Source organism: Rosistilla ulvae, assembly GCF_007741475.1.
Lineage (GTDB): Bacteria > Planctomycetota > Planctomycetia > Pirellulales > Pirellulaceae > Rosistilla > Rosistilla ulvae.
Map to the genome: position 1 here is coordinate 6,872,057 of NZ_CP036261.1, position 26,648 is coordinate 6,898,704.

The 26,648-nt window shown below is 59.5% G+C and carries 13 protein-coding genes; 8 read left to right on the forward strand and 5 right to left on the reverse strand.

Features of this window, described 5'->3' with window-relative positions; genetic code table 11:
* Nucleotides 1-144: 144 nt before the first annotated feature.
* The gene (locus tag EC9_RS24280) at nucleotides 145-1,140 is read right to left on the reverse strand and encodes a hypothetical protein (protein WP_145348594.1); all 996 of its coding nucleotides are present in this window, start codon (nucleotides 1,138-1,140) and stop codon (nucleotides 145-147) included.
* An 89-nt stretch (nucleotides 1,141-1,229) separates the two neighbouring features.
* Nucleotides 1,230-3,284, reverse strand: coding sequence for a hypothetical protein (locus tag EC9_RS24285; protein ID WP_218934401.1), 2,055 nt, complete (start codon nucleotides 3,282-3,284; stop codon nucleotides 1,230-1,232).
* 317 nt (nucleotides 3,285-3,601) lie between these two features.
* Between EC9_RS24285 and EC9_RS24290 the strand changes: the two genes are divergently transcribed.
* The gene (locus tag EC9_RS24290; protein WP_145348596.1) at nucleotides 3,602-4,591 is read left to right on the forward strand and encodes a dihydrodipicolinate synthase family protein; all 990 of its coding nucleotides are present in this window, start codon (nucleotides 3,602-3,604) and stop codon (nucleotides 4,589-4,591) included.
* Nucleotides 4,592-5,458: 867 nt separating this feature from the next.
* On the opposite strand, the gene EC9_RS27210 is transcribed toward EC9_RS24290, so the two are convergent.
* Nucleotides 5,459-5,587 (reverse strand): hypothetical protein, encoded by a 129-nt coding sequence (locus EC9_RS27210; protein WP_261342912.1) that lies wholly within the window; start codon nucleotides 5,585-5,587, stop codon nucleotides 5,459-5,461.
* Nucleotides 5,588-5,695: 108 nt separating this feature from the next.
* On the reverse strand, nucleotides 5,696-7,450 hold the full coding sequence (locus EC9_RS24295) for an efflux transporter outer membrane subunit (protein ID WP_218934402.1): 1,755 nt from the start codon (nucleotides 7,448-7,450) through the stop codon (nucleotides 5,696-5,698).
* 408 nt (nucleotides 7,451-7,858) lie between these two features.
* Here EC9_RS24295 and EC9_RS24300 point away from each other — a divergent pair, with 408 nt between their 5' ends.
* From EC9_RS24300 to EC9_RS24330, 7 genes are all read left to right on the forward strand, one after another.
* Entirely contained in the window at nucleotides 7,859-9,379 is a 1,521-nt protein-coding gene (locus EC9_RS24300; protein ID WP_145348598.1) for an efflux RND transporter periplasmic adaptor subunit, read from the forward strand.
* Nucleotides 9,380-9,398: 19 nt separating this feature from the next.
* Nucleotides 9,399-12,503, forward strand: a complete 3,105-nt coding sequence (locus EC9_RS24305; RefSeq protein ID WP_145348599.1) for an efflux RND transporter permease subunit — start codon at nucleotides 9,399-9,401, stop codon at nucleotides 12,501-12,503.
* A gap of 76 nt (nucleotides 12,504-12,579) precedes the next feature.
* Nucleotides 12,580-19,083: a type I polyketide synthase gene (locus tag EC9_RS24310; RefSeq protein ID WP_145348600.1), complete on the forward strand. Its 6,504-nt coding sequence runs from the start codon at nucleotides 12,580-12,582 to the stop codon at nucleotides 19,081-19,083.
* An 85-nt stretch (nucleotides 19,084-19,168) separates the two neighbouring features.
* Nucleotides 19,169-20,515, forward strand: a complete 1,347-nt coding sequence (locus tag EC9_RS24315; RefSeq protein WP_145348601.1) for an aminotransferase class I/II-fold pyridoxal phosphate-dependent enzyme — start codon at nucleotides 19,169-19,171, stop codon at nucleotides 20,513-20,515.
* 8 nt (nucleotides 20,516-20,523) lie between these two features.
* Nucleotides 20,524-21,516, forward strand: a complete 993-nt coding sequence (locus EC9_RS24320) for an MDR family NADPH-dependent oxidoreductase (protein WP_145348602.1) — start codon at nucleotides 20,524-20,526, stop codon at nucleotides 21,514-21,516.
* 13 nt (nucleotides 21,517-21,529) lie between these two features.
* Nucleotides 21,530-22,720 carry an MBL fold metallo-hydrolase gene (locus EC9_RS24325; RefSeq protein ID WP_145348603.1) on the forward strand — a complete coding sequence of 397 codons (1,191 nt, stop codon included), beginning with the start codon at nucleotides 21,530-21,532 and terminating at the stop codon, nucleotides 22,718-22,720.
* A complete protein-coding gene (locus EC9_RS24330; RefSeq protein ID WP_145348604.1) occupies nucleotides 22,717-24,360 on the forward strand; it encodes a phytoene desaturase family protein in 1,644 nt (547 codons plus the stop codon). The genes EC9_RS24325 and EC9_RS24330 overlap by 4 nt, the downstream gene beginning before the upstream one ends.
* Before the next feature lie 229 nt (nucleotides 24,361-24,589).
* Here EC9_RS24330 and EC9_RS24335 read toward each other — a convergent pair whose 3' ends face one another.
* Nucleotides 24,590-26,404 carry a metallophosphoesterase gene (locus EC9_RS24335; RefSeq protein ID WP_218934403.1) on the reverse strand — a complete coding sequence of 605 codons (1,815 nt, stop codon included), beginning with the start codon at nucleotides 26,402-26,404 and terminating at the stop codon, nucleotides 24,590-24,592.
* Nucleotides 26,405-26,648: the final 244 nt, after the last annotated feature.

Consider the following 26,648-nt stretch of genomic DNA (forward strand, 5'->3'; position numbering starts at 1 on the left):
GAACAAGCGAAGCGAGGTTCGGGGAGGGGCGTCCCAAGTAAATTTGTCACCCTCGCCCCAGCGGCGAATCCCTCCCCGGAAAACTTGCTAAACGCTCGTTTTCCGACCCTCCCTGCTTCGCCGGGAGGGTGAAGTTTGACTTCACTACGATTTACCTGAGTGCTTCTTCAAAGCGGCGCTCGCCCGCTTCAGCACCGCGCGATCGGCATGGCTCAGCGAATCGGCACCGTGTTGGGTCATCCGGTCGAGGATCGCATCCAGCTTGGCGATGTCGGAGGCTTCGCGAACCTCGCGGTGGTGCGCTTGCCGAATCCGCCGCGCGCCCAACCATCCGATCGGCTGGTGCTTCGCATCGATCACTCGAATCCGCGGATCGACTTTCTGCCCCGACATCCACAGCACCAGTCCCACCGCTGCCAGCACGGGCCATCGCGGCACCCCCTGGCGATCTTCAAACATCGCCACTCCCAGCGACAAACCGACCATCGCAAACGCGATCCAGCCGATCACAACTGCCGCGGCATGAGCTCTCGCCGACGGCGTGTAGTGCGGCCGGAACGTCGCCACCAATCCGTCTAATAATGTCCGGCCGTCGCATCGCCACAGCGGTAACATCTGGACAACCGAGAGTGTCATCGCGATCCAGGCAACAACTTTTCCGACCGACACGAGGTTCAACCGGCCGACCAGTTCGGGAGGCCGCAGCGGATCGAGCATCTGCCACAACGACGCCTCGCCACGAAACATCAAGATCCCCGCGACAAGCAGCGTCAGCAGACAGCTGCTTACCGGACCGGCCGCCGCGACGATCGCTTGCCTCGGCCCGCCAAAGATTCGGTACTGACCGGCACCGCCGTGCCCCGCGATCATCATCAACCGCGACTTGCCCCCCAACAGCCACGCCGTCACCGCGTGAGCACTTTCTTGCAAGCCGCCGACAATTCCGATCGCCAACCAAACGACAAGTGCCAACCAGGGCAAATCCTGGTTCCCCGGCCAGACCTTCAGCCACCACGCGGCGACAAACAACACCGCTCCCAGCCCCAGATAGCTCCACCCGATCGCGTAGGTCGTCCCACGCCAACGCCCCAACCGCAAACCGCTGGGCGTGAAATCGAAAATTTGACTGGGACTTCGCATCGCAGAACCGACAGCTGTCGTGAAAAGGTTTTTACGTGGGGCGGGGATTCACTCAACGCCAGTGCCCCACGTTCTCGGGACACTCCGTATTATGGACTGACGGCAAGGACTTCGACCCGCTGCGGATCGAGTCCGGTGTCGAGTGGTTTGAGTACCCCTTGGTCGACCATCGCTCGAATCAGCTCCCGCGTGATCGACGGATCGAAGCCGTAATTCCCCTCGCCGCGATACCTATCGATCTCGCCCCAATGAACCAATACGTGGCGAATCCCCCGTTGTTCAAACTCCCCTCGCCACTGATCGGCGGGCAGACTGGCGATCTCCGAAAGATCCGAAACATCGAAACAGGTGCTGTACCGCAGCGGGACTTCATAATTAAAGATCGCTGCGTCGCCGACCAGCAACAGCACTCCATCGGTCGATTGCAAGTTCCGGTTCGCCCACAGGACGTGTTCGGGAACGCGAATCGAATCGGTCGGCTCGATCCCCTCGCGGCGAATCGCACTCGTGTCGACTAACAGCCGCGGGTCTCCCATCGTCGGCGAAACAGCCATCAAGACCAGATTGCACAGTATCCCCACGGTCAGGCAAATGCTGGCCAACGGGCGCCCCAATTGCTGGAACATCGTCCGGATTCCAAAACCAGCCAACAGCATCGCCAGCGGGATCGCCGGCAATAGGAACCTTTCCAGATGGTGAGTCAGCAACCACCAGACAGCAAACGCAAAGATCGCGATCGCCACGGCAATCCGCACCGCCGGGGATCGCTTGATCCGCAGCAGACCGATCAGCGCCAGCGGGAGCAGGATCGCTCCTTGCGATTTCCAGGACCAAGCGATGCTGAACAGTGAATCGGCCAGCGCCGAGAGCGAGCGTGTCGGAACCGCGTGGGCCGCTTGCCATTGAGCGATCTTGGCTTCGGAGAACTGGTAGCCGCCCAGCAAACCAGCCGCCAACGGATAGACGGGGTTATGCGCCAGCACCGCATTTTTCGCCAACCAAGGTCCCGCAGTGATGGCGCATCCTAAGACAAACATCCCCAGAACACGGAAGTCGATCGGAACTGTCGATCGCTGGCGAAAGATCTGCCACGCGGCCAGCGAGCCGACGGGCAGGCAAACGAACAGCAGCGCCGGGTATTTGCAGGCCAGCGCGCTGCCAGCCAAAAAGCCGACCCAAAACATCGCCGCCGGCTGCGTTGCCAATTGGCGGCGCAGCGCGGCCAGAGCCAACAACGCGGCTGCGAAATAGCAGGCGACCGCCGGTTCGATCAGCCCCAAGACGGTGACTTCAGCAAACGCCAAACCGCTGCAGGCGACCGCCATCAACCAGCAGGCAGCTTGGCCGCCGACCCAGCGTCGCGCCAAGCAACCGGTCGCTCCGATCGCCACGATCCAGTACAGAAACATCGTCGATTTGCCCGCCAAGCCGCCCCACCACCAAGCGTCTTCGACTCCCAGAGCCCCGGCCCAGGACATCGCCGCCAGCGTCTGCATCTCCGCTGCCATCGGCATGTTGGCATAGATGTTTTGCTCGGCGAATCCGATCCGCCCCTCCTGAAACCACTGCTTCGGAGCCCCCTGGTGGTATTCCAAAACGTCGAATTCATTGCTCGGCAACAGACAGCGGATCGCGACCAACGCGATCCCAATCAGCGTTAACCCCACCGCCAACGGATGCTCTCCCGCGGGGCGTGCCATCTGTTTGCAGACGTCGCAAATTTGGTCGCGACCTATCGATCGGTGGGCACCCAGTGCGAGTGCGATCGCAATCTGGATGGCTCCCAACATCGGCATCGCCGTGCGATAGCTGACCCAGCCGGCCAGCCCCAACATCAGTGTTGCAGTCGCTTGAAGCGACAGCCCGATCGCCAGGCCAAGGATCGCGACTTCGATCCCTCGCATCCGGCGAGCAATCCCGCTGACTCGCAGCAATTGCCCTCCCAGCAGCCAACTGGGCAAGGTCACAGCGGTCACAATCATCAAAACCCGCAGCCGATCGACCAAACCGCGCCAGCTGACCACGCCATCGGTCCAGGCGGCGAAGATCTCATCGGGCAAGAAAAACAGGCTGAACAGCAGATGCCAGCGGGGGTGAGAGCGATCGGTTTGACCGCCGTCATACAGTATCTGTGTGACCCACACACAAAGCCAAACTCCCAGAAGGGCGGGAATCGCAATCTGGTAGACCAGACGGAGCCAAGAAGGCTCGGCGGGCTCGACCGCTGGAGGGGGAAGTGGATGTGGGTCGCCCTGGGTTTTCGGTTTACGGCGACGGGAAGTCATTTTTGTTGCGTTTCTCGGAAACTTCGGCAGTACCAACTCAATAGGTTCAAACTACTATTGTAAGTAACCCATCGCGATCAGGATCGATCGCGACGATACTCGACCTATCGGGCTGGCTCAGGCTACATTGTTCCTTGCCCGCTGACCATACTCTCCCTCCTTCCCTTAGCGAATCGATGGCCCAATCCAATCGCATCACTGGCATCCTGACTCCAAACATCGTTCCGCTGGACCCTCGCGGCAACGTCGATGAACAAACGTTACGAGGCTACGTCGATTGGTTGATCGCCCACGGCGTCGATGGGCTGTATCCCAACGGCAGCACGGGTGAGTTCGTTCGCTTTACCGCAGCCGAGCGCCGCGAGATCGCTCGAATCGTGATCGATCAAGCCGCCGGTCGCGTTCCCGTTTTGGTTGGAGCCGCCGAAGCGAACGTCCGCGAAACGATCGAGGCCTGCGACGCGTATGGCGAAATGGGTGCCCAAGCGGTTGCGATCGTCGCTCCTTATTATTTCAAGTTGAGCGACGAAGGCGTTTACAGTTATTTCCGTGAAATCGCCGACGCCGTTTCGGTCAACGTCACGCTCTATAACATTCCGCTGTTTGCGTCAGAGATCGATCTGGCCACGGCCCGCCGTCTGGCCGAAGAGTGCCCTCGCGTCGTCGGCATCAAAGACAGCTCGGGCGACCTGCCACACATGATGCGGATGATCGCCGCGATTCGCCCGCAGCGACCGGAGTTCAGTTTCTTGACGGGCTGGGATGCTTCGTTGTCAGCGATGCTGTTGATGGGAGCCGATGGTGGCACCAACGCGACCAGCGGTGTTGTCCCCGAACTGACCGCCGCGGTCTACAAGGCTTGCAAAGCGGGCGACTTGAGCGAAGCGGTTCGCTTGCAAAACGAATTGACGCCGCTGTTCGATACGATGATCGGAACGGGCGAATTCCCTGAAGGCTTCCGCGCCGGCCTGCGAACTCGCGGCTGGGACATGGGCCGCAGTCGTCAACCGATGACCGCCGCACAATACGACAAGAGTGCGCAGACCGAAGCCAAAATCAAAGGAATGCTGACGTCGTACACCAACGGCGCCGTAACCTCCGCCTCCGCGACTCCCGAAAGCATCGACGCCATCGTCCGCCGCGTCCTCAGCGAACTGAAAGCGTAGCCGAATCAGGCCGCCTCTCTCGTTTAACCGCGTGGGCACCGCCCCGCGCGTCCCGGCATTCGACCAGCATTCGCGCGCGGCCCGCTGGGCTCGCGGTTAAACAATCTCGCGGCCCTTCTCTCGTTTAACCGCCTGGGCACCGCTCCGCGCGTCCCGGCATTCGACCAGCATTCGCGCGCGGCCCGCTGGGCTCGCGGTTAAACAATCACGCGGCCCCTCTCTCGTTTAACCGCGTGGGCATCGCCCCGCGCGTCCCGGCATTCGACCAGCATTCGCGCGCGGCCCGCTGGGCTCGCGGTTAAACAATCTCACCGCCCCTCTCTCGTTTAACCGCGTGGGCATCGCCCCGCGCGTCCGGGCATTCGACCAGCATTCGCGCGCGGCCCGCTGGGCTCGCGGTTAAACAATCACGCGGCCCCTCTCTCGTTTAACCGCGTGGGCATCGCCCCGCGCGTCCAGGTACTCGAACCAGCATTCGCGCGCGGCCCTGCGGGCTCGCGGTTAAACAATCTCGCGGCCCCTCTCTCGTTTAACCGCGTGGGCATCGCCCCGCGCGTCCGGGCATTTCCAGCACCCCAATTCCCAAAGCCGCGGCTGCGGCGGTCGCATAAAGCCTGCGGCGCAAGCCGCAGGACAGCGTCCCACAAACAAGAACAAAGCCCCGGTCAGGGGCGACAGATTCGAATCCTGTCGCCCCTGACCGGGGCTTGTGTTTCAGGCGACATCTACAGCACCTGCGGCTGGCGCCGCAGGCTTTATGCGACCGCCGCTGCCGCGGCTTCGTTCCGGTTCCAACGATGGGCGTGCATTCCTCACAAGCCGGAAGCCGACACAGGGCAGCTTCCCCAATTCCATTGTTTTGGATACTCAGGCGACGCCGAGGATCCAGACCGCCAACACGGCGATGGTTCCCGCCAGGGCGGTGAGGACTCCGGCGAAGCGGCGTTTTTTGAGATAGAAGAGCAGCCCAAACCCGGACAGCCATATGATCGCCACCCCGTGTTGGACGTGATGGTCTGTCGGTCGTTGCCAGCTTACTTTGGACTGAGCGACGGCTAGCGTCTTAGCGCTCACGTCGCGGTGTGGAACACCGGCTTGCCGTTGCTACCGCAGTGGCTGGGGCCGACCGAGAGAAACGGGCTGCCTGGCGTCGACCGATGGATGGAGCGGTTGGTAGGGGTTGTTGGGGACCAGCGTCTTGTTGCCGATCGTACGAACGGTCACTGTTGGCGATCGGTCGGCTGTGGTCGGCGGGTTCAATTCCAGCGAAGTCATGGTCGGGCTTTGCGGGGCGAGTGTCTCCGGCGGCGGCGGTGAGGGCTCACAATTTGCATCGACTTGATCCGCCGAGCCCCAACCGCCGCCGAGCGTTCGGTAGATCGCGACGATCCCAAGGGCCGCTTCGCCACGAGCCAGGGCCAACAGATCTTGCTGGCGAACGAGGTCTTTACGCAATTCGTTGACGCGATCGAATTCGACAGTCCCCTCTTCATATTGCAGCGTGGCGATTTCGATCGATTCAGCGGTCGCCGCAACCGCTCGCTCGCGACTCGCGATCTGCTCCCGCGCTTTGACAAATCGAATCATCGCATCCTCCACCTCGCTTCCCGCTTTCAAAACCGCCTGGCGGTATTCGACGATCGTCCGTTCCAACCGCGTCTCCTGGATCTGGACGTTGTTCATCAGACGGCCATAGTTCAACAAGTTCCAGCGAACCCCGGGGATGATCGCTCCGGCATTGGATGCCGATTCGAACAGGTCGGGAAAATTGAACGATTGCCAATTGATGGTCCCACGCAGCGAAAAGGTCGGAAATAGATCGGCTGCGGCGACGCCGATCAGCGCACTTTGCGCCGCGATCGCCCGCTCGGCGCTGCGAATGTCGGGACGCCGACGCAGCAGATCGACTGGCATTCCGACCATGATCGCATCGGGAGTGTTTGGGACGCCGGCCCACCCCATCTGCGCGATCAGATCGCGTGGGGAGAGCCCCAGCAGAACACACAGTTGGTTGTTCGCAACGCGTAGACTCCGTTCCAGTTCGGGGATCGCGGCCCGCGTCGCTTCCAGATTGGCCCGCGCCTGTGTCACATCCAGCTTGGAGACCGAACCGTTCTTGAATCGCGATTCGGCTAGCTCCAATGTTTTCTGCTGGGCTTTGATATTGGCGTGAGCGAAAACGAGGCGATCTTGGTTGGTACGGATCTCGATGTAAGCCGAAATCGCATCGGAGACCAGCGACAGTTTCACGTCGCGGCGGTCTTCGATCGTCCCCTGCACCTTGGCTCCTTCGGATTCGATCTGACGCCGCAAACGCCCCCAAACATCCAGCTCCCAGTTGGCGTTAAAGCCAAATTGATAGAGGTCGAACGTGTTGCCGAGATCGGCGATTCCGATCTGGTTCCCGTTGTCACTGTTTTGGATCCGCTGGAACTCCGCGAAAAACTCCTGCGATTGCGGCAGAAGATTGCCCACCGCAATCGCCCGCTGCAATCGGGCCTCTTGGATTCGCAGCATCGCGATCCGCAATGGCAGGTAGTTGCTGTTGGCGGCCGAAACGATCTGCTCGATCTCCGGATCGCGGAACATCTTCCACCAGTTCTCATCGTCGACACCATTTTGCGAACTGATCAGCTTGGGATTGTTGAAATCGATCCAATGCTCGGCGACCGCGGCAGTGGGAGCGACATGATCGGGGCCGACCTTGTGCCCGTTGGTCTTCCATTGAGCCAGGAAGCCGCAGCCTCCCAGCGAGAGCAGCCAAGCGATCGACCAAGCCGCCAGACCGACCGCGCGGATCCGCCCACCCATCGGGCAGGCAGCGGCAGCGATCGGGCGTTTCGGTTCGTTCGACAGCATGGGGCAGTGGATTCTGGAGATCGCGGGCAGGCTGCCGGCAGTGGCGCAGGTCCGGTCGGTCCGGTCCCGACCTTTATATAGTTTATCTCGGCACAAAGGCCTGGTTAAAATTGGCATGATCCGCCCCCGTCTCAATCTCGCCCCAGCCCCCCCCTCTTGCTGTGCTGCTGCATTCTTTGCACTCTTTGATGCCTATCTAAACTGAGTTTTTTTCCGGATTTGCTTTCTTTCGGCCGTTATCCCAGGTGCTAAACCCTGAACGTCTAGGTAAGCTGGGTTCCGCCCACATGCTGGACAAACGTCACCGCCCCGCCAACAACCTCGTTTTCGATCGGTGGGGTCGTTGCCACGCTGTAGGCACGCGTTCCCCTCCCAAAAGCTATCCAGAATCCAACGTTATCAAGATCCATGAACGAACAAGAGGCCCCCTATCGAGCGCCGCTTCCGACCGCTGGACGTCGTCGCGGGGGAGGAATCCAAGTTGCCTTGGCGACGATGTTGTTGGTCGCCGTGGCGATCGGCGCCGGGCTCGCCGCGTCGTCGATGCAGCGTTCCGATCATCCGGCAACCGACCGCAGACTGGGCGAAAGCTCGCGACCGCACACAGCGGCAAGAAACGCGTCGACGTTGCCGGTCGAAACGATGCAGGTTCAACGCGTGGAGAGCTACGCTCGCGAGCGAACGTTCACCGGAATCATCAAACCGGCGCGTCAGAGCGAGCTGAGTTTTGAACGGCTGGGAGAGGTCGTTGAAGTCTCCGCAGATCTGGGCGATCGGGTCGAAAAGGGGCAGCCTTTGGCGCGGATCGGCGATCGTCGACTGAAAGTCAAACGACTGGGGCTCGAAGCGCAGCACCGCGAAGCGCTGGCGGTCCTGGCCGAACTGAAAGCCGGGCCGCGCAAGGAATCGATCGCCGCTCAACGTGCGACAGTTCAAGACCTTGCCGCCCAGGTCGACGCCGCCGACCAGATGGCCAAGCGGCGGCAGCGGTTGTTGCTGGCGAGTGCTTCGTCACGCGAAGAAGCCGAACAGGCGGCCTTTTCATTGACGGCGGTGGAAGCTCGATTGCAATCGGCTCAGAAGGTACTCGATGAATTGACAGCCGGTACGCGTCAGGAACGGTTGGACGCCCAGAAGGCGATCGTGGCCCAGTTCGACGCGTCGATTCAAGATATTGATATCGAGATTGAAAAGAGCCAGATAGTCGCCCCGTACGACGCGTTTGTAACCGAGCGGTCGGTCGACGAGGGATCGATAGCCCAACCGGGTTCGACGATCTTCCGGATCATCGAAGACACATCGCTGGAAGTTTGGGTCGGTGTTCCGGCAGCGATCGCCGCATCGATCCAAACGGGCGAAACATTGCCGGTGATCGTTCGCAAGCAATCGTTCGATGCGACGGTCCGATCGAGGATCGCGGACCTTGATCATCAAACGCTCACCCAAACCATCGTCTTGACGCTCGACAACGTCTCGCCGCAGCAGATTGTCCCGGGCGAAGTCGCTCGGTTGGCGTTCACTCAAGAGATTCCGGTCGATGGTTTTTGGATCCCGTTGGCGGCGATCTCGCGCGGCGGCCAGGGACTGTGGTCGGTGCTCGCGGTCGTCGGCGATGGCGATGCAACCACGACGACGGAGCGACGCGATGTCGATCTGATCGAAACGCAAGGCGAACGGGCGCTGGTCCGCGGGACGCTGGAAACCGGCGACTGGATCGTCTCCAGCGGAACGCATCGGCTGACGACCAAGCAAGCGATCCGCGTTCCCGAACCGACTGATGACGTCGACGAATCGGCCCCCTTCCCCGCGACCGAACCCGCGTCGCAGGATGTGATGTCGCCCGCCGAAAAACCTCCCGAACCATTGGACCTCGTCCCCACGCCACGCTCGGATCGTCCGATCGCTTCGCTCGCCCCGACCGCCAGCTAAACGCCAACCTCGATAATCCATGCTCTCCAACCTCTTCTACCGGAATCGACGACTGCTGTGGCTGGCGGTGGGGCTGATCTTTGTCGCAGGGCTCTCGTCGTACAGCGTCCTGCCGCGGGCCGAGGATCCTGAACTGACGCCACGCTTTGCGATCGTGAACACCGTCGTGCCAGGCTTCAACGCGACCCGTGTCGAAGCGTTGGTGACCGAACGCGTCGAACAAGCGATCCGCGAGATCGATGAGGTCAAAGAGATCACGTCCTCCAGCCGCGCCGGGGTGTCGACAATCGGAATCGAACTCAACGCCAACGTTTACGCTGTCGATGAGGTTTGGTCGCGGGTCCGCGACAAGATCGACGCGGTGGCCCACGAATTACCCGCCGGAACGCTCGATCCCGTCTTCGAAAAGGTCAAGATCAAGGCGAACGCGATGCTCGTTGGGATCACTTGGCAACGCGACGGAGATCCGAATTATTCGCTGTTGCGCAGACTGGCCAAACAGCTGAAGGAACAACTCGAACGCATCGCCGGAACCGAGTCGGTCGATCTGTATGGGGCTCCCGACGAAGAGTTCTTGGTGACGGTTAAACCGGAAGAGTTGGCGGCACTGAAGTTGACGGCCAGCGATATCGCCGACCAATTGGCCCGCAGCGACGCCAAAGTTTCAGCCGGCCAGTTGCGCGGCGCCAGCAGCGATCTATTGATGGGGATCGACAACGAACTCGATTCCGAACGTCGAATCGCCGGGATGCCGATCCGGACCTCCGACGACGGACCTGTCGTGCACTTGGGCGATGTCGCGGAGATCCAACGCGATGTCGTCCGTCCGCTGACAAACGTGGCAGTGATCGACCGCTTGGATGCGGTGGTGCTGGGGATTCGCGTTCGTTCCGAGTATCAGATCGGTACCTGGAATCGCGATGTCACCGGGCGATTGGCTGAATTTGAATCCTCTCTTCCGCCAGGAATCGGCATCGACAAACTGTTCGACCAGAACGACTACGTCGACAAACGCTTGGCGGGTCTCGGCCAGAATCTGTTGTTGGGATGTCTGGCCGTCTTTCTGATCACCTTTTTGATGATGGGCTTGAGGAACGCGCTGGTCGTCTCCTTTTCGCTCCCGCTATCGTCGATGATGGTCCTGACTGGGATGCGTCTTTGGGAGATTCCGATCCACCAGATTTCGATCACCGGGTTGATCATCTCGCTTGGCCTGTTGATCGACAATGCGATCGTTGTGGTCGACGAAACCAGTCATCGGATTCGCGCGGGCTCCGCTCCAGCCGATGCCGTCGCCGCCGCAGTCCAACATCTGTTGGTGCCGTTGTTTGGTTCGACGCTGACAACGGCGTTGTCGTTTGCCCCGATCGCCATCATGCGCGGCCCCGATGGCGAGTTTGTGGGAGCGATTGGTGTCAGCGTGATCCTTGCGATCGCCAGTTCCTTCCTGTTGGCGGTGACGATCATTCCCGCGCTGGCAGCGATGGGAAGAGTTCGGCCAGACAGGTCGCATTGGTTTGCGTGGTTCGATCGCGGGCTGGCGATCAAACCATTAGCCGCTGCCTATCGCTCGCTGCTTCAGATGTCGCTTGCCGTGCCAGCCCTAGGGATCGCGCTGGGCTTGGTCGCTCCGATTCTGGGATTTTTGATGGTCGGAAGCTTGCCGATCCAATTTTTCCCGCCGGCCGATCGCGATCAGGTCTACATCGATCTGGAATTGAACGCCCATGCTTCGATCCACAACACGCGCGACACCGCGCGTCGTTTGACCGAGACGTTGACCGCGCATCCGGCGGTCGACGCAGTCCATTGGTTCTTGGGCGAATCCGCTCCCACGTTCTACTACAACGTCGTTCGCAGCCGACGGAACCTGCCTTCGTATGGACAAGCGATCGTCAAGCTTCGCACGGACGTTGCCACTCCCGAGATCATCCACGACTTGCAAGCGTTGGTCGACAATCGCTGCCCTTTTGCTCGCGTCTTGGTCCGCCAGTTGGAACAGGGGGCCGGCTTCGATGCTCCGGTCGAGGTTCGCGTCCTCGGCCCCGACCTCGATCAACTGCGTCGCTTGGGAACCGAGTTCCGCGACCTGCTGGTCTCGACGCCGGGCGTGATCCACAGCCGAGTGCAGTTGGACGAAGCGGTTCCCAAAGTGGCGTTTTCAATCGACGAAGCCGAAGCTCGGATCGCGGGGCTCAGCCACGAAGCGATTGCCAATCAATTGCAGACCACGCTCGAAGGGAGCACCGGAGGGGCGGTCGTCGAAACGACCGAGCAGTTGCCGGTCCGCGTCCGCGCGGGGAATCAACGCCGTTCCAGCATGTCCGAGATCGCGTCGATCAATCTGCTGGCTTCACAACCGGGGCGCAGCGGGTCGTCGATTCCGATCTCCGCGATCGCCACGATCGGATTGGAAGCCGACAGCGCCGAGATCCCGCGACTCGATGGCCAGCGCATGAACGAGATTCAAGGCTTCATCCCCGCGGGCATGCTGCCTTCGACAGTCATCGACGATTTCAAACGCAGGATCGCAAGAGCCAACATTCAATTGCCCACGGGGTACAGCATTTCGTTTGGAGGCGAAGAGAAGACCCGCAACACCGCCGTCGACAACCTGATGGCCAGCGTCGTGGTGATCGTCGTGCTGATGGTCGCAGCGATGGTGTTGACTTTCGGATCGTTTCGGTTGGCAGCGTTGATCTTTGTTGTCGCCGGTCTCTCGTTCGGCATCAGCCATCTTGCCGTCTGGATTTCCGGATATCCCTTTGGGTTCATGGCGATCGTCGGATCGATGGGTTTGGTCGGCGTTGCGATCAACGATTCGATCGTCGTGCTGGCAGCGATCCGTCAGGATCCCGCGGCGCGAACCGGCGACCACGACGCGTTGGTCGATGTCGTGATGCGATCGACGCGGCACGTCACGGCAACCACTCTGACCACCATCGCTGGTTTTACGCCCCTGTTTTTGGCCGGTGGCGGTTTCTGGCCGCCGTTGGCGATCACGATCGCTGGCGGTGTCGGCGGTGCGACCCTGATCGCATTGTTTTTTGTCCCCGCAGTTTATGTCTTGATCGCAGCGGCTCAAGAGCAGCCGGAGATCAGCCCGTCCATTCATGCAACATGAGCTGCCGGCTGGTGTTGCAGTGTGCAGGTTCGCGTACCGGCAAACCAGCAGGTGATTCACTCGAGAGGAACTTCCAATGACCGATCAACCGCTTGCAGTCGTAGGGATGGCCTGCCGATTTCCGAAGGGACTCGATAGTATCACGCAACTCTGGGAAGCCCTGAAATCGAGGTTCAACGCGATCGATACGATCCCGGCGGATCGTTGGGATGTCGATCGATATTATTCGTCGAATCCAGTCTCCAAAGGGAAGGCGTACATTCGGCGTGGCGGCTTTCTTCATCAAGATCCAACAACCTTTGACGCTTCGTTTTTTGGGATCTCGCCGCGCGAAGCCGAGAACATGGACCCGCAGCAACGCCTGATGTTGGAGGTCGTTTGGGAAGCGTTTGAAAATGCGGGGATCCCGCTGCCCGATCAAGCAGGCAAATCGGTCGGTGTCTACGTCGGCGGTTTCATGTTGGACCACATGATCACGCAGATGTCGTCGCGGAATCGTTCGCAGATCAACCAGCACAGTGCCGCTGGAATGATGATGACGATGCTCTCCAACCGCATCTCGCATACCTACGATCTTCGCGGTCCCAGTCTATCGATCGACACCGCCTGCTCGTCGTCATTGGTCGCGTTCCACTATGCCTGCCAAGATCTCTGGCGTGGGACGGCGCAGATGGCGATCGTCGGGGGTGTGAATGTGATGATGCGCCCCGAATATCCGATGGGGATGTGCAAGGGACACTTCTTGTCGCGCGATGGCGAATCGAAATCGTTCGACGCTCGCGGCGATGGCTATGGGCGTGGCGAAGGAGCGGGCGTTGTGCTGCTGAAGCCGTTGGAACACGCGCTCCGCGACGGAGACGAAATCCTCTCGACAGTGATCGGATCGGGAACCAATCAAGACGGCTGCACGGCGGGGATCTCGATGCCCAGCGGCGATGCCCAACGCGCGTTGATCCAGTCGGTTTGCCAGCGTTACCAGATCCATCCGCTGCAGATCAAATATGTCGAATGCCACGGCACCGGGACCGCGATCGGCGATCCCACCGAATGCCAAGCGATCGGCGAAATCTATGGCCAGGGCCGCCATGGCGAAGACCGCGTCGTGATCGGTTCGATCAAAAGCAACACCGGACATATGGAAGCGTGCGCGGGGATCGCCGGCGTGATCAAAGGCGTGCTGACGACGATCTATCGCCAAGCCGCTCCGCTAGCCAATTTACAAACGCCCAACGAAGCGATCGAGTTTGAAAAACTGGGGCTCCGTCTGGCGGACGATCTGATTCCATTGGGCCGCGGCGACGAACCGATCTGTGTCGCAGTGAATTCGTTTGGCTACGGCGGTTCCAACGCGCACGTGATCTTGCAATCGGCGCCGGCTCACCACCCCCAGCCAAATCTCGCAAAACACCATTGCAATGGAAAGTCACACGCAAACGGGCATCCGCAGGGCAACGGATCGGTCCATTGCAACGGCAACGGTAACGGTAATGGTAATGGAAAGCCGCTCGATGGGGTCGCTTTGCTTTCGGGAAATGCGAGTCTCAATCCACACGAACTGCCGCTGATGTTGCCGGTCAGCGCGCGTAGCACGGAAGCCTTAAGAGCTAACGCAGGGAACCTCGAAGCTCGCCTGGCCGATCACGTCGAATTGCACGATGTGTTGTATACCGCCGCTCGGCGTCGGCCGCATCTTGCCCAACGGGCCGTTGTGATCGGAAACGATCGCAACGAATTGCGGCAAGGGCTTCGCTCGCTCGCCGAAGGGCAGGACTCACCGCATGTCGTCGTCGATTCGCAGCCATTCCAAGGACGTCGCGAGTGTGTCTTTGTCTTCACCGGGATGGGGCCGCAGTGGTGGGGCATGGGGCGGGAACTCTATCGAAAATCGGATATCTACCAGCAAGCGGTCGCGCAAGCCGACATGCTCTTCCAGGAGATCGCTGGCTTTTCGATCCTGACCGAAATGCTCAAGGGCGAATCGAGCTCGCGGATCTCGCGAACCCAATACGCTCAACCAGCGAACCTGTTGATCCAAATCGGGCTGTTGGAGATGTTGGAAGACGCCGGCGTCACCCCCGCCGCCTGTGTCGGCCATTCGGTTGGTGAACTCGGTTCGGCCTATGCCGCGGGGATGCTGAGTCTCGAAGATGTCTTGACTGTCAGTTTTCATCGCAGCCAATTGCAAGCGACGACGGCCGGAACCGGTTCGATGCTGGCGGTCGGGATTGGCAAACAGGAAGCGTTGCAGCGAATCGCGGGAATGGGCGATCTCGTTTCGCTGGCAGCTGTTAATGGAACCAACACCGTAACGTTGGCGGGGGACACCGACACGCTGACCGAACTGTCGCGTCAATTTACGGCGGCCGAGATCTTCAACAAAATGTTGACCGTTGAAGTTCCCTACCACAGCCCGTTGATGGATCCATTGATGGCAGCGTTGGAACGCCGGCTGTCCGGTTTGCAGACAAGCGCTGCCAAGATCCCGCTCTATTCGACAGTCACCGGTCGCTTGGTGACCGAGGCTTCGTTCGACGCGTCGTATTGGCCGCTGAACATCCGCCAGCCCGTTGAATTTGCCGATGCGGTCGATTCGATTCTGGACGACGGATACAACACGTTTCTGGAAGTCGGTCCGCACCCCGTGCTGTCGTCGGCGCTCCGCGATTGCATCAATGCCGCGGGGAAGGAATGTCGGTTGGTGCACACGCTGCATCGCAAGCAGCCCGAAATCCAAAGCGTTCACCGCTCCATCGCCGGAGTTTTTACGGCCGGATGCGAATACGAATGGTCCCGCCTGTATCGCACCGGAAAACTGGTTTCGTTGCCCAATTACGCCTGGCAGCGCGAGCGATTGTGGTTGGAAAACGACCGCGCCGCGCAGGACCGCATCAACCCGATCATCCATCCCATTTTGGGAACCCAAGAAGCGCTCTCGGCTCCCGTTTGGCGAAACGACTTCGACCACGAAGCCGTTGCCTACTTGAGAGATCACATCGTCGCCGGCATCCCCGTGTTGCCAGCGGCTGCCTACATCGAATCGCTGCTGGAACTTGCGGCGATCCAGTTCCCCGACGCGGCGAAGTTGGCGATTCGCGATTTGCAGATCGCGGCGCCGATGATCATCGCTCCCGACCGTGGACTCGATTTCACGACCACCTACGACGCGTCCCGGCAATCCGCCCAAATCCGCAGCTTGGAAAATGGACGTCTCGGCACGGGGCAGGTCCATGTCACCGCGTCGATCGCTCCGCTTCCACATTCGCAAACGCAGGCGATCGATCTGCCCGACCTGCTTGCGAAGTTCGCCAAGCCGGCGGATGTCGATTCGTTTTACAGGGAACTGCGGCAGGTCGGATTGATGTATGGGCCCTATTTCCAAGCGGTCAAAGAGCTTCGCATCGGTCGAACCGATCGTCAGGTGCTGGCCCGGGTCGAAATCGACGACACGCTACGCGAACATCCTGCCAAATACAAAATGCATCCGACGCTGTTGGATGGTTGCTTCCAAACGTTGATGTCGCTGTTGGTCCATTCGGAGACAACCTATCTGCCAACACAGATCGGTGAACTCTGCCTGTATGTCGATTCGCTGCCCGACACGATCTGGTGCCTCGGCAAAATGACAGCCCAAACCGATCGGCAGATCACTTGCGACCTGACCCTTTGCGACGACCAGGGGCAGGTCGTCGGCGTGGTCCGTTCGCTACTGGCGACCGCCGCCAACCGGCCTCAACGGACCGACCAGTTCGGCGACGTCGTCAAGCGACAGATCCTCGATTACCAATGGCGAATCGCCGACACACTCGACGAGCCACGGCGACTGGGGCATTGGTTGGTGGTGGGAGCTTCCAACGATGTGGCTCAACAGGTTTCGATGCAGATCGAAAACTACGGCGCGATGATTTCGGGAAGAGTCGAGTTTGGCGATGCCTTTGTCGACGACGGCGGCCTGTTTTGTATCCGTCCCGATTCGATCGACGATGCGCGGCAGGTATTAAATCGCTGTGGCGAACTGGACGGCGTCGTCTTCTTCAACAGCCTCGACGTGATGGTTGCCGAGCAAGATCCGACGGGGGAACAATCGATCGCAGCCCTCGTCACGATGACACAAGCGATGTTGGAGATCGATCCCACGAAACGACCACGAGCCTATGTTGTCACTCAGTCGGCGTTTGCTGTCGATGAAGAAGATACCCCAGTCGAACCACGTCAGACGGCTGTGAACGGATTCGTTCGCGTCGCCGCCAACGAACTCGAAGGCTTCCAGTTCACGTCGGTCGATCTACCGGCATCGACCGATTCGGCGACCTGCGACGCCGTCGCGTTGGAACTGTTGTGCGACGCCGTGGAAGACGAAGTTGCGATTCGCAATCTGGCCCGTTGGACCAGCGAGTTGCTGGAATCGCCTTGCCTGGACGACGATCGAATCGAATATCGAATCCCCGACGATCAGCATCCGATTCTGATCCGACCGCTGCGGCCCGATACCGAACAGGTTGGAACGGTCCGAATTCTAGCCGCTCCCCAACCGGCGATCGGTCCCAGCGACGTGCGGGTTCGCGTGGAAAAGTCGTTGCTGCCACTGAATTTGGTTTTGGATCAATTGGCGGATCATATCGAACAACCGCTGATCGAAATCGTCGGGACGATTCTCGAAGCAGGCGACGAAGTCGACGATTTGCGTGCCGGGATGCAGGTCTGCGGGTTTGCGCCCGCCGATCTCGCTAGCCAGCTATCCGGTCGCCGAGATCGCTTTCATCTGGTCGAAATTCCATCGACGGACCATGCACCCCAGTTGGTTGCCAACGTTGGGATCCGTGTTCGAGCACGATGTGCCCTGCATGGGATCGATCTCGAATCGGGCGACGCGGCGCTCGTCGATACGAACCCGATGTCGCTGGCTGTTGCTGAATTGCTCGCCGCCCGCGGCGTTCGCGTCACGGTGGTGACACAGGACACAGCGTCGGCCATGCAAAATCTGCCGTCGAATTACAACATCGTCCCCGCTTGTCCGGAGAGCCTTCATGACGCGGTGCAGCAGGAAACGGGAGGGCGTGGTTTTGCGGTTCTGGTCGCGGGGATGCAGGCTTGGCTGGCATCGTTTGATCTACGTGTAATCGTCGCTGGAGGAGCGGTGATCGATACCGACGACACGCCTCAAGCGTTCTCCTTGCCGCCGACCGTCGCCTCGATTGCCCGAACCGCTCTGTCCGTCTTGGCGGCCAAACCGGGACGGCTTCGCGCGGCGCTGGAGCATGTTGTCGGCGAGCTGCTGAAAAACGAATCGCCCGAGTGTTCAGCGCTAGAAGTTTCGGTGGTCGATGTCGCTTGGCAAGTTTTGCCGCTGCGTGAAACCAAAACGCAAGTTGTGATCTCCTACGACACCCGCGGCCAAGATCTGCCGATTGTGCAACGCGACGATCTGCGTTTGCGAGCCGACGCAACTTATCTGATCACCGGTGGATTTGGGGGCTTCGGCCGCAAGACCGCTCGTTGGTTGATCGAACAAGGCGCCCGGCATCTCGTGTTAACCGGACGCGCCAGCGCCGACGATGACGACAAAAAAGCGTTCGTGCAGGAACTCGAAAGCCTCGGCGCATCGGTTCAAGCTGCAGCGTGTGATACATCCGATTTTTCCCAGGTCCAGTCGCTGTTGGGTGCGATCCAAAACCAGATGCCTGCACTGAAAGGAGTCTTCCATTCGGCAGCGGTGATCATGGATCAAGCGATTGCTGACATCGAGCTTTCCAACCTGCAAAGCGTGCTGCGCAGCAAGGCCCTGGGCGCATGGAATCTGCACCTCGCTACCGAGGATCTCGACCTCGATCACTTTGTGCTCTATTCCTCGCTGGCCAATCAAGTTGGCAACAGCCGGCAAGCGGCCTATTGTGCGGCCAACGGTTTCCTGAACGGTTTGGCTCATCATCGCAAGGCGATCGGGCTGCCCGCGACAAGCGTCTGTTGGGGAGCGATCTCGGATGTCGGCGTCGTCGCTCGAGATGAAAAACTGGAGCAGTTCCTGCGGTATGTCGGTCTGCGTGGGCTGCCATCGGCCGAGGCGTTGGGCTTGCTGCGGCAAGGGCTCGCGCGCGACGTGACGCAGTTCGGCATGGTCCTGATCACCTCCTGGGCCGATTGGGCGAGGTTCGAAACCTTGGGTGGCAAGTCGCCTCGCTTTGCCGCATTGATCGAAGCCGATTCGGCACCGCAAGACAACGCCTTGCGCGATCAATTGATCGAAGAACTCTCGGGGCTCAGCGACGCCGACCAGATCGATCTGGTTGCCGGCCTGATTCGCGAGATCGTTGGCGTCGTCCTCAAGTCGGCTCCCGAAGCGATCGCCGTGGATCGGCCGGTCAGCGAATTGGGAGTCGATTCGTTGATGGCGACCGAGATCCAACAAATGTTCGATAGCCAGCTGGGATTAAAAGTCTCGGTCCTCGAATTGGTCGGTGAAGCCACGATCCGATCGCTGGCCGTCGGATCACTCGCTTCCCTTGGAACGGCAACCTCGCTGCCAAGCAAGTCGGACAGTCGACCGGCAGCGTCGCTGGATCCCACAGCGGCCGCTCCTGTGTAAACGCCTGCCCTAAAATTGCCAGTGACCGGTTCCGCCGCGACGCCAGACCACAACATGAAGATGCAGCAACAAGAGGACAACCAAGATGAGCGTTAAATCGAGCCTCGAGCGATTGAAGATGCAGATCCGGCGGGAGAGTTCCGATTCGGAAGAGGATAACGCCGCGAACAAACCGCCCCAATCGCGCGGCGAAGTCAAAGCTTCGCCAGCCTTCTATCAATTCGACAAGTTTCCCGAATACAAAGAATTCACCACGATGGAGTGGTACCTGGATAAGGAGAAATATCCACGCACCCAGTTCCTCAAGCGGCTGTCGGCTTCCGATGCGACAGTGAATCTCGAAGGTCGCGAGATGATCAACTATTCGACCTACAACTACCTCGGGCTGGCTGGAGACGCCCGTGTGAAAGAGGCGGCCAAACGAGCGGTCGACACTTTTGGAACCAGCACCGGTTCGGGGCGTTCGATCACCGGCGAGATCGAATTGCACCGTGCGTTTGAAACAGAGATCTGCGAGGTTCTGGGAACCGAAGATGCCGTGCTGTCGGTCGGCGGATACAGCACCAACACGTTTGCCATCGGTTATCTGTGTCGCAACAAAGATTTAATCCTCTACGACGAACTGATCCACAATTCGGCGTTGGCCGGCTGCAAGATGACCGCGGCGCGACGAATCGGTTTTCCACACAACGACTACGAAGCGTTGGAGGCTCTGCTAGCCGAGAACCGCGGTAAATTTGAACGCGTGTTGATCCTGGTCGAAGGGGTCTACAGCATGGATGGCGACATCCCCGCCCTGCCTCGGTTGATCGATATCAAACGAAGGTACAAGGCGTTGTTGATGGTCGACGAAGCACATTCCTTTGGGATCATCGGCCCCAACGGTTTAGGCGTCACCGACTATTTTGACTTCGATCCGCACGACGTCGACATCTACTTTGGTTCGCTGAGTAAATCGTTTGGAACGTGCGGAGGCTACATCGCTGGCCCGGGGCCGCTGATCGCGATGCTCAAGTATTTCGCTCCTGGCGTGTTGTTGTACGGCGCCGCGCCGACCCCCGCCAACACCGCTGCGGGGCTGGAATCGCTGCGGATTATGCGGGCCGAACCCGAGCGGGCGCGGCGGCTTGTCGACAACGCCCGCTACTTTATCGAGCGTGCCAAAGCCGCGGGGCTAGACACTTACAACAGCCACGATTCGGCAGTCGTTCCGCTGATGTGCCGCGATTCTGAACTGGCGTTATGGCTTTCGATGGCGTTGTTTGTACAGGGAATCTGCGTCTACCCGATGCTGCATCCGATCGTCCCTCGCGACAAATCTCGCCTGCGATTTTTCATCAACACGTTTCATACGCACGAACAACTCGATTACACGATCCAGTGCATCGTCGACAATTTGCGAGTCGCACCGAAGTCGAAGGGGGTGTTCTAGTGTCCGGCATGAAACAGATTCGATTTGAAAAATTTGGCCCGCCAAGCCAAGTCGCCAAATGCGTGACCGTCGATGCGGTGGGGGAACCGTCGGCGTGGGAGGTGGTTGTCGACATCGAAGCGTTCCCGATCAACCCAGCCGACCTGGCGACATTGGCGGGCCGCTACGGATCGCTTCCCAAATTGCCCGCCGCGATCGGGATGGAAGCTGTCGGACGGGTGGCGCGGTGCGGCGAAGCTGTCAAAGATTTGCAAGTCGGCGACCGCGTGATGGTGACCGCCAACAACAACTGGGCTCAACAGCGAAAGGTCCCCGCCGCGGCCGTGCACAAATTGCCTGCCGACGGGGATCTGCATCAGTTTGCGTTGATGAAAGTGAATCCGGCGACGGCGCTACTGTTGTTAGAGCACGATGGTCAATTGAAGCCCAAGGATTGGTTGATTCAGAACGCGCCGCTATCGAGCGTCGGTCGCTGCATCATGCAGATCGCGCGGGTCCAAGGACTGCGGACGATCAATGTCGTACGACGCCCCGAATCGATCGACCACGTCAAACGTTTCGGTGGCGATGTCGCGGTTGTCGACGGGCCCCAGTTGGAACAACGCGTCCGCGAAGCGATCAAGAACCAACCCTTGCGACTGGGACTCGATGCTGTCGCCGGAACAAGCACCAGTCGCTTGGCCGCGTGTCTTAGCGAAGGATCAACGATCGTCAACTATGGAATGCTGTCGGGCGAGGAGTGTAGCGTCGGCGGCGACCAGTTGATCTTCCGCGGCATCCGCCTGGAGGGCTTCTGGCTTTCCAAGCGTTTGAATCGCATGACCTTGCCACAGCGAACGGCACTCTACGACGCGATCAGCGAGATGATCGCACGAAAGACGCTGCAATTCGAAGTCGATTCGTCCTTCGCGATGGATGAGATCGCCGCCGCGCTGGCTCGCGCCGAAGAACCGGGCCGCAGTGGCAAAGTGATCGTTTCGGTCGCCGGACAATCCGCCTGATTTTGATTTCCCAATGCAAAGAACCCAACGCCTGCCGACATCCGAAGAAGCTGCCAAATCGCAGCACCATGCCGACGCTGCGCCCACGACGGTGGAAGCAGTTCGCGCGATCGACGCCATCGCTCCCGCAACCGGTACCGCGGGGCAGGTCGCCGAAGGCGTCTGGTGGATTCGTCTGCCCGTTGCTGCGGGTCCGGGGCATGTCAATGTCTATGCGTTGCAAGATCGCGATGGCATCGTGTTGGTCGACACCGGAACCAACGCGCCGCAAACACTGCAGGCTTTGACGGAGGCACTTCGATTTTTAAAATCAAGCTGCGGCACGGTTCGCCGCGTTGTGATGACGCACCACCATCCCGATCACATCGGGCTGGCGGGCTGGTTCGCCGAGCAAGGAGCCGAGATCGTGGCGACGCGAGGCACCCTCGCCGTGGCGCGTCGCATGTTGCACGACAAGACGTTGCTGCGGACGCCCGAAGAGATCGATTTTGCGGTACTATCCGGCATGAAGGATCTGGAATTGGCTGCCTTCATCCGACGTCCCAAGCGACGGTATGCCGATGCGGTGGCTATGTTGCCCAACGCGACCAGCGTCATCGCCGACGGGGAAACCTTACAAATTGGAAGACGTTGCTGGAGAGCCATCGTTGGCAACGGGCACGCGGTCGATCACCTGACGCTCTGCTCCAACGACGGGCTGGTGATCAGCGGCGATCAGATCTTGCCCGGTATGTCGACGAACCTGAACGTTCCCGCGGACCACCCCAATCTGGATCCCATCGCCGCCTGGCGATACACCTGCCGCCGTATTGGAGAACGGATCGACGACCGATCGATCTGCCTGCCCGGACACCACACTCCGTTCACGGGAATCGCGATTCGATCTCGGCAGATGATCGCCAGCCAAGAAGCGGTCGCGTCTCGGTTGCTGGAACATTTGCAGCGTCCTCGGACGGCGATCGATTGCCTGGCGGCGATCTATCGACGGACGTTAAGCCTTGCAGAACGAACGCTGCTGTTCCCCGAAGCGGTCGGCTACATGAACCATCTGGCCACCCGTGGCGAGGTCGTTGGCCTGCCGCGTGGCAAAACGATCGTCTGGCAAAAACAGCGTCGCCCGCGCGGTGATGCGATCCGGCGTGATGCCTCGCAGACAATCTCGCGTCTGTACAACTTCTCTTCCGAGGTCGATGAAACCCGATGAAAAACGAACAGACAGATCGATACGATGCCATCATCATCGGTTCGGGCTTGGGCGGACTGGCGACCGCCAGCCTGTTGGCGCAGATGGCTGGAAAACGCGTGCTGGTGTTGGAACGCCACTCAAAGCTGGGTGGCTTTACGCACTGCTTCCGCCGCAAGCATCACGAATGGGATACCGGAGTCCACTACGTCGGCGAGATGCAATATGGATCGCAAACCCGCCAGGTGATGGACTTTGTCACCGGCGGCGGGATTCAATGGAACTCGCTGGGCGATCCCTTCGAACACTTCGTCTTTCCTCAAGAGACGTTTGATCTCCCGGACAACCAGCCCGATATTCTCGCAGCGCTCGTGAAACGTTTCCCCGACGAACAAGCTGCGTTGGAACAATACTTCCGCGACATTCAAAAGATGCGCGACTGGATGGTCCGTTGGTACGTCGGCAAGACGCTGCCCGATTGGATGGCGTCGCTGTTGACGATGTTTCGACGCCGGATGGCGACGATGAACACGGGAGAATATCTAGCCAAGCAATTCCGGGATCCGTTTCTCCGCGCGGTGATCGCAGCTCAGTGGCCCGACTTTGGGACGCCGCCGTCGGACAGCAGCTTCGCCTTTCATGGGATCGTCAGCGGCGACTTCCTCAACGGCGGCTACTTTCCCGCCGGCGGTGGAACGGTGCTGGCGGAGCATACAAAAAAAGTGATCGAAGACCGTGGTGGAACCTGTTTGATCAATCGGTCGGTGAAAAACATCCTGATCGAAAATGGGAAAGCGACAGGTGTTGTGGCGATTCATAAAGAGAAGGAAGTGACCTACCGAGCACCGATCGTGATCTCGAACGCTGGTGGCGTGATCACGTTTGGGAAACTGTGCCCCGAAGGGCATGGCATCCGCGAGCGTAAACGCATCGCGCGAATGACGCCTGGCCCATCGGTCAACGTCTTGTACTTGGGGCTGAAAGAGGATCCGCGGAAGCATGGCTTCGACGCCGGCAACTATTGGTTGTACGCGCGGACCGACCACAACTTGGAAGCCGATCCGAACAATCCCGAACAGGTCGATGGATGTTACTTCGGTTTCGGTTCGCTGCGCAATCCAGGACAGGAACCGCACACCGCGCAGATCATCAGCTTCAGCGAGGACCGACACTGGTCGCGGTGGGACAACACGAAATGGAAGCGTCGCGGCGAGGACTACGAACAGAAGAAAGCCGCGACGGCCGAGGCGTTACTGGATCACGTGGAGCTGTTTTTTTCCGGCTTTCGCGAGCTGATCGACTACCAAGAACTCTCCACTCCGTTAACCGTAAAAACCTTTACCGACCACTGGCACGGCACGATCTACGGCAGCGTTTGCAATCAACATCGACTGTATCGCGACCGCTGGCCAGTGAAGACATCGGTCAAGAATCTGTATCTGACCGGCAGCGATGTGGGAATTCCAGGTGTCAACGGTGCGCTGATGTCAGGCGTGATGACAGCCGGAACCTTACTGGCCCCGCTGGGACTTGGTGTCGCGCGGATCATGATGCGCGCCGAACGGGAACACAAGCAGCGAGCAAAGCAGACGGCCGACACATCACCATCGACAGCTGGTGCTGTTACAACCATCGATCGCAAGGAAGAGGTGAGCGTCTGAAGAACGTGTCCTTGGAGCATTCCCCCTAGGACTGCCCACACCTCGGTTCAATGCAGCTTTTCCGATGCGAGCATCGACGCGATTGCGATCCTGAAGAGGACTCCAACGGCAAGCTTTATCGAACCGAGGTGAGTTCAGCGACCGTCACTTCAACACCCGGCCACGCCGGGGTGAATGGTTGCGAGGATCGGTCGAACGCGACATTTATAAGCATGCCGACGCAGACCGCTCACTCCGTTGGAACCAATGCTGCCGAAGCGGCTTGGTCTTTGGGTTGACTGGGAGCCGAATCTTTCATCTCGGGTTGTTCCGCCGGAGCTTGGTCCAATCGGATCGTAAACGATTGATCTTGCTCGAGCATGTAGCGGTCGTGCAGCGGACTGTACGCGAGCACGTGCACCGTATTGCCATCGGGATCGAATTCCAACAGCCGCAGGTAGGCTTCGCCGCCAAGTTCTCGCATCTGGTAGTTCGCCAACATTTGGTGGACCAGCTGGCCGGTGTCGTTGGGGTCGGCGCGATAGCCCGTTCCGTCGTTGAGCACATGGCCGTTGAAGGTGAAGACAAAGTTGTGCTTGCGAACCAATTTGTCCCACAATTCCTGGCCGTCGTTGACGCCACCGGGAGTTCGGTAGTGGTGCGGATTCCAGTGATTGGGATTTACCTTGTCGGTCGCATCGTAGCGACGAGAGTTCGAGAAGAGGTAGGCGTGGGTCACAAGGATCCCTTTGTGATCGGGATGCTTGGTCATCACATCGTTAGCCCATGCGATCGTCTCGTCGCGCGGCCCCCATTCCAACGCCAGGACGATCCACTTTTGACCTCCCGCTTCGAACAGATGGTACGTGTTGTCAAGCTTTCCCGCTTCGAAGGCTCCGCCAAACCCTGGCATCGCGGCTGTTTTTTCGTAAGGAAAATACTCATTCAACAGCGTGTCGCGCGTCGATGCGTCGCCCGAAGGGCCGTAATCGTGATTGCCACCAACGATCGCATAGGGGACGTGGCCGTCGAGCAATTGCATCGATTCGGCCGCTCTCTCCCATTCCTTTCTGGTGTTGTTGTTGGTGATGTCACCCAGGTGCAGAACGTATTGAATGTTGCGTTGTTTCGCATGAGCACGCAGCCAAGCTGTCTGAGCTGAAAACAAACCCGGGAAGCGGACCGAGTAGACTTGTGTGTCGGGCAGTAGGGCCAAAGTCCAGGAGCCCTCGATAAAGCTGCCTTGAACGCGAGGTGCCGGCGTGACCTGGATCGGAACGGCACGACGGGCTTCGACATCCTGGACGTGTTGCAGCAGGTTCTTGGCAAACTGTTGCCCCAGCCGATCGAGATGTTCTTCGGCGGAAGGCTTGCCGTCGGCGTCGATTCGCTTATCGAAGTGCATCGCCGCGAGCACAATCCGCCCCTGGCCGTAGGCCCCTTCCATCAAGATCGGGTGGCTGGCGTAAGCGTCGGAACTGATCACGACTTCAAATCCCCCGTGCCGATCAAACGTCTCCCACCCCAGGCGGTCGCCGGTCAGTTGAGCAGAGCCGTCGGTTTTGGCAAACCCTTGCGCGAGCGTGTGGCCTTCGGAGAGCACGTGCATCTTCCCCGAATCCACATCGCACCGCCGCGCTTCCAGCGTTGTGGGTAGAAACGGAGGGCGATCTTCGGTCTGATCGGCCTGCGTCATTTGGACCAGGACATTGCCGTCGTCGACGAATTTATAGAGGTCTTTGGCGTACTTCTTCATGTAGGGTTGGTAGGCGGGGTCTTCGCTGGCAAAGCTACCGATAAAAACCAGCCCCGAGAGGCCCCAGGGAGAACTGGCCTTTGGCAAGGGATGGACCTCGAATCCGGCTTCGGTCAACAACTGGGACGCTCCAACGCGGTTGGTCCATGGATCGAGATAGTCCCAGACAAACGCTTTGACAACAGCAGGGGCTTTTTCTGCGGCATCGAGGGAAGACAGATTCCCAAAAAGGCTGGCAGTCATGATCGCAATAACACTCGCTAGATTTACCAAGGTGGCTCCGCTGGCCCAAAGACGGACGTCGGACATACTGTTTCTCCACGGTTGAGGCGTGACCGATCGTTTGCGACGGCATCGGCTGGACATTATATTCGACTGCACGGAAGCCGATTTCGATCGCATTTTCTATATCAAGAATTTTGGCACGACAATTCAAAACACCTAGCCCGCCCGACAATTCACTTCAACTTAACCTGCACTGGATATTAAATCCTCCCTAGTGGCCCGGCGATGGCACCGGGAAGCGGATGGCGTCAGACGAACAGGGCAAATC

Bases quoted from the DNA above. Each gene is read 5' to 3' on its own strand.
- EC9_RS24280 (WP_145348594.1), bottom strand. From the start codon at position 1,140: ATGCGAAGTCCCAGTCAAATTTTCGATTTCACGCCCAGCGGTTTGCGG.
- EC9_RS24290 (WP_145348596.1), top strand. From the start codon at position 3,602: ATGGCCCAATCCAATCGCATCACTGGCATCCTGACTCCAAACATCGTT.
- EC9_RS24295 (WP_218934402.1), bottom strand. From the start codon at position 7,450: ATGCTGTCGAACGAACCGAAACGCCCGATCGCTGCCGCTGCCTGCCCG.
- EC9_RS24300 (WP_145348598.1), top strand. From the start codon at position 7,859: ATGAACGAACAAGAGGCCCCCTATCGAGCGCCGCTTCCGACCGCTGGA.
- EC9_RS24305 (WP_145348599.1), top strand. From the start codon at position 9,399: ATGCTCTCCAACCTCTTCTACCGGAATCGACGACTGCTGTGGCTGGCG.
- EC9_RS24310 (WP_145348600.1), top strand. From the start codon at position 12,580: ATGACCGATCAACCGCTTGCAGTCGTAGGGATGGCCTGCCGATTTCCG.
- EC9_RS24315 (WP_145348601.1), top strand. From the start codon at position 19,169: ATGAGCGTTAAATCGAGCCTCGAGCGATTGAAGATGCAGATCCGGCGG.
- EC9_RS24320 (WP_145348602.1), top strand. From the start codon at position 20,524: ATGAAACAGATTCGATTTGAAAAATTTGGCCCGCCAAGCCAAGTCGCC.
- EC9_RS24325 (WP_145348603.1), top strand. From the start codon at position 21,530: ATGCAAAGAACCCAACGCCTGCCGACATCCGAAGAAGCTGCCAAATCG.
- EC9_RS24330 (WP_145348604.1), top strand. From the start codon at position 22,717: ATGAAAAACGAACAGACAGATCGATACGATGCCATCATCATCGGTTCG.
- EC9_RS24335 (WP_218934403.1), bottom strand. From the start codon at position 26,404: ATGTCCGACGTCCGTCTTTGGGCCAGCGGAGCCACCTTGGTAAATCTA.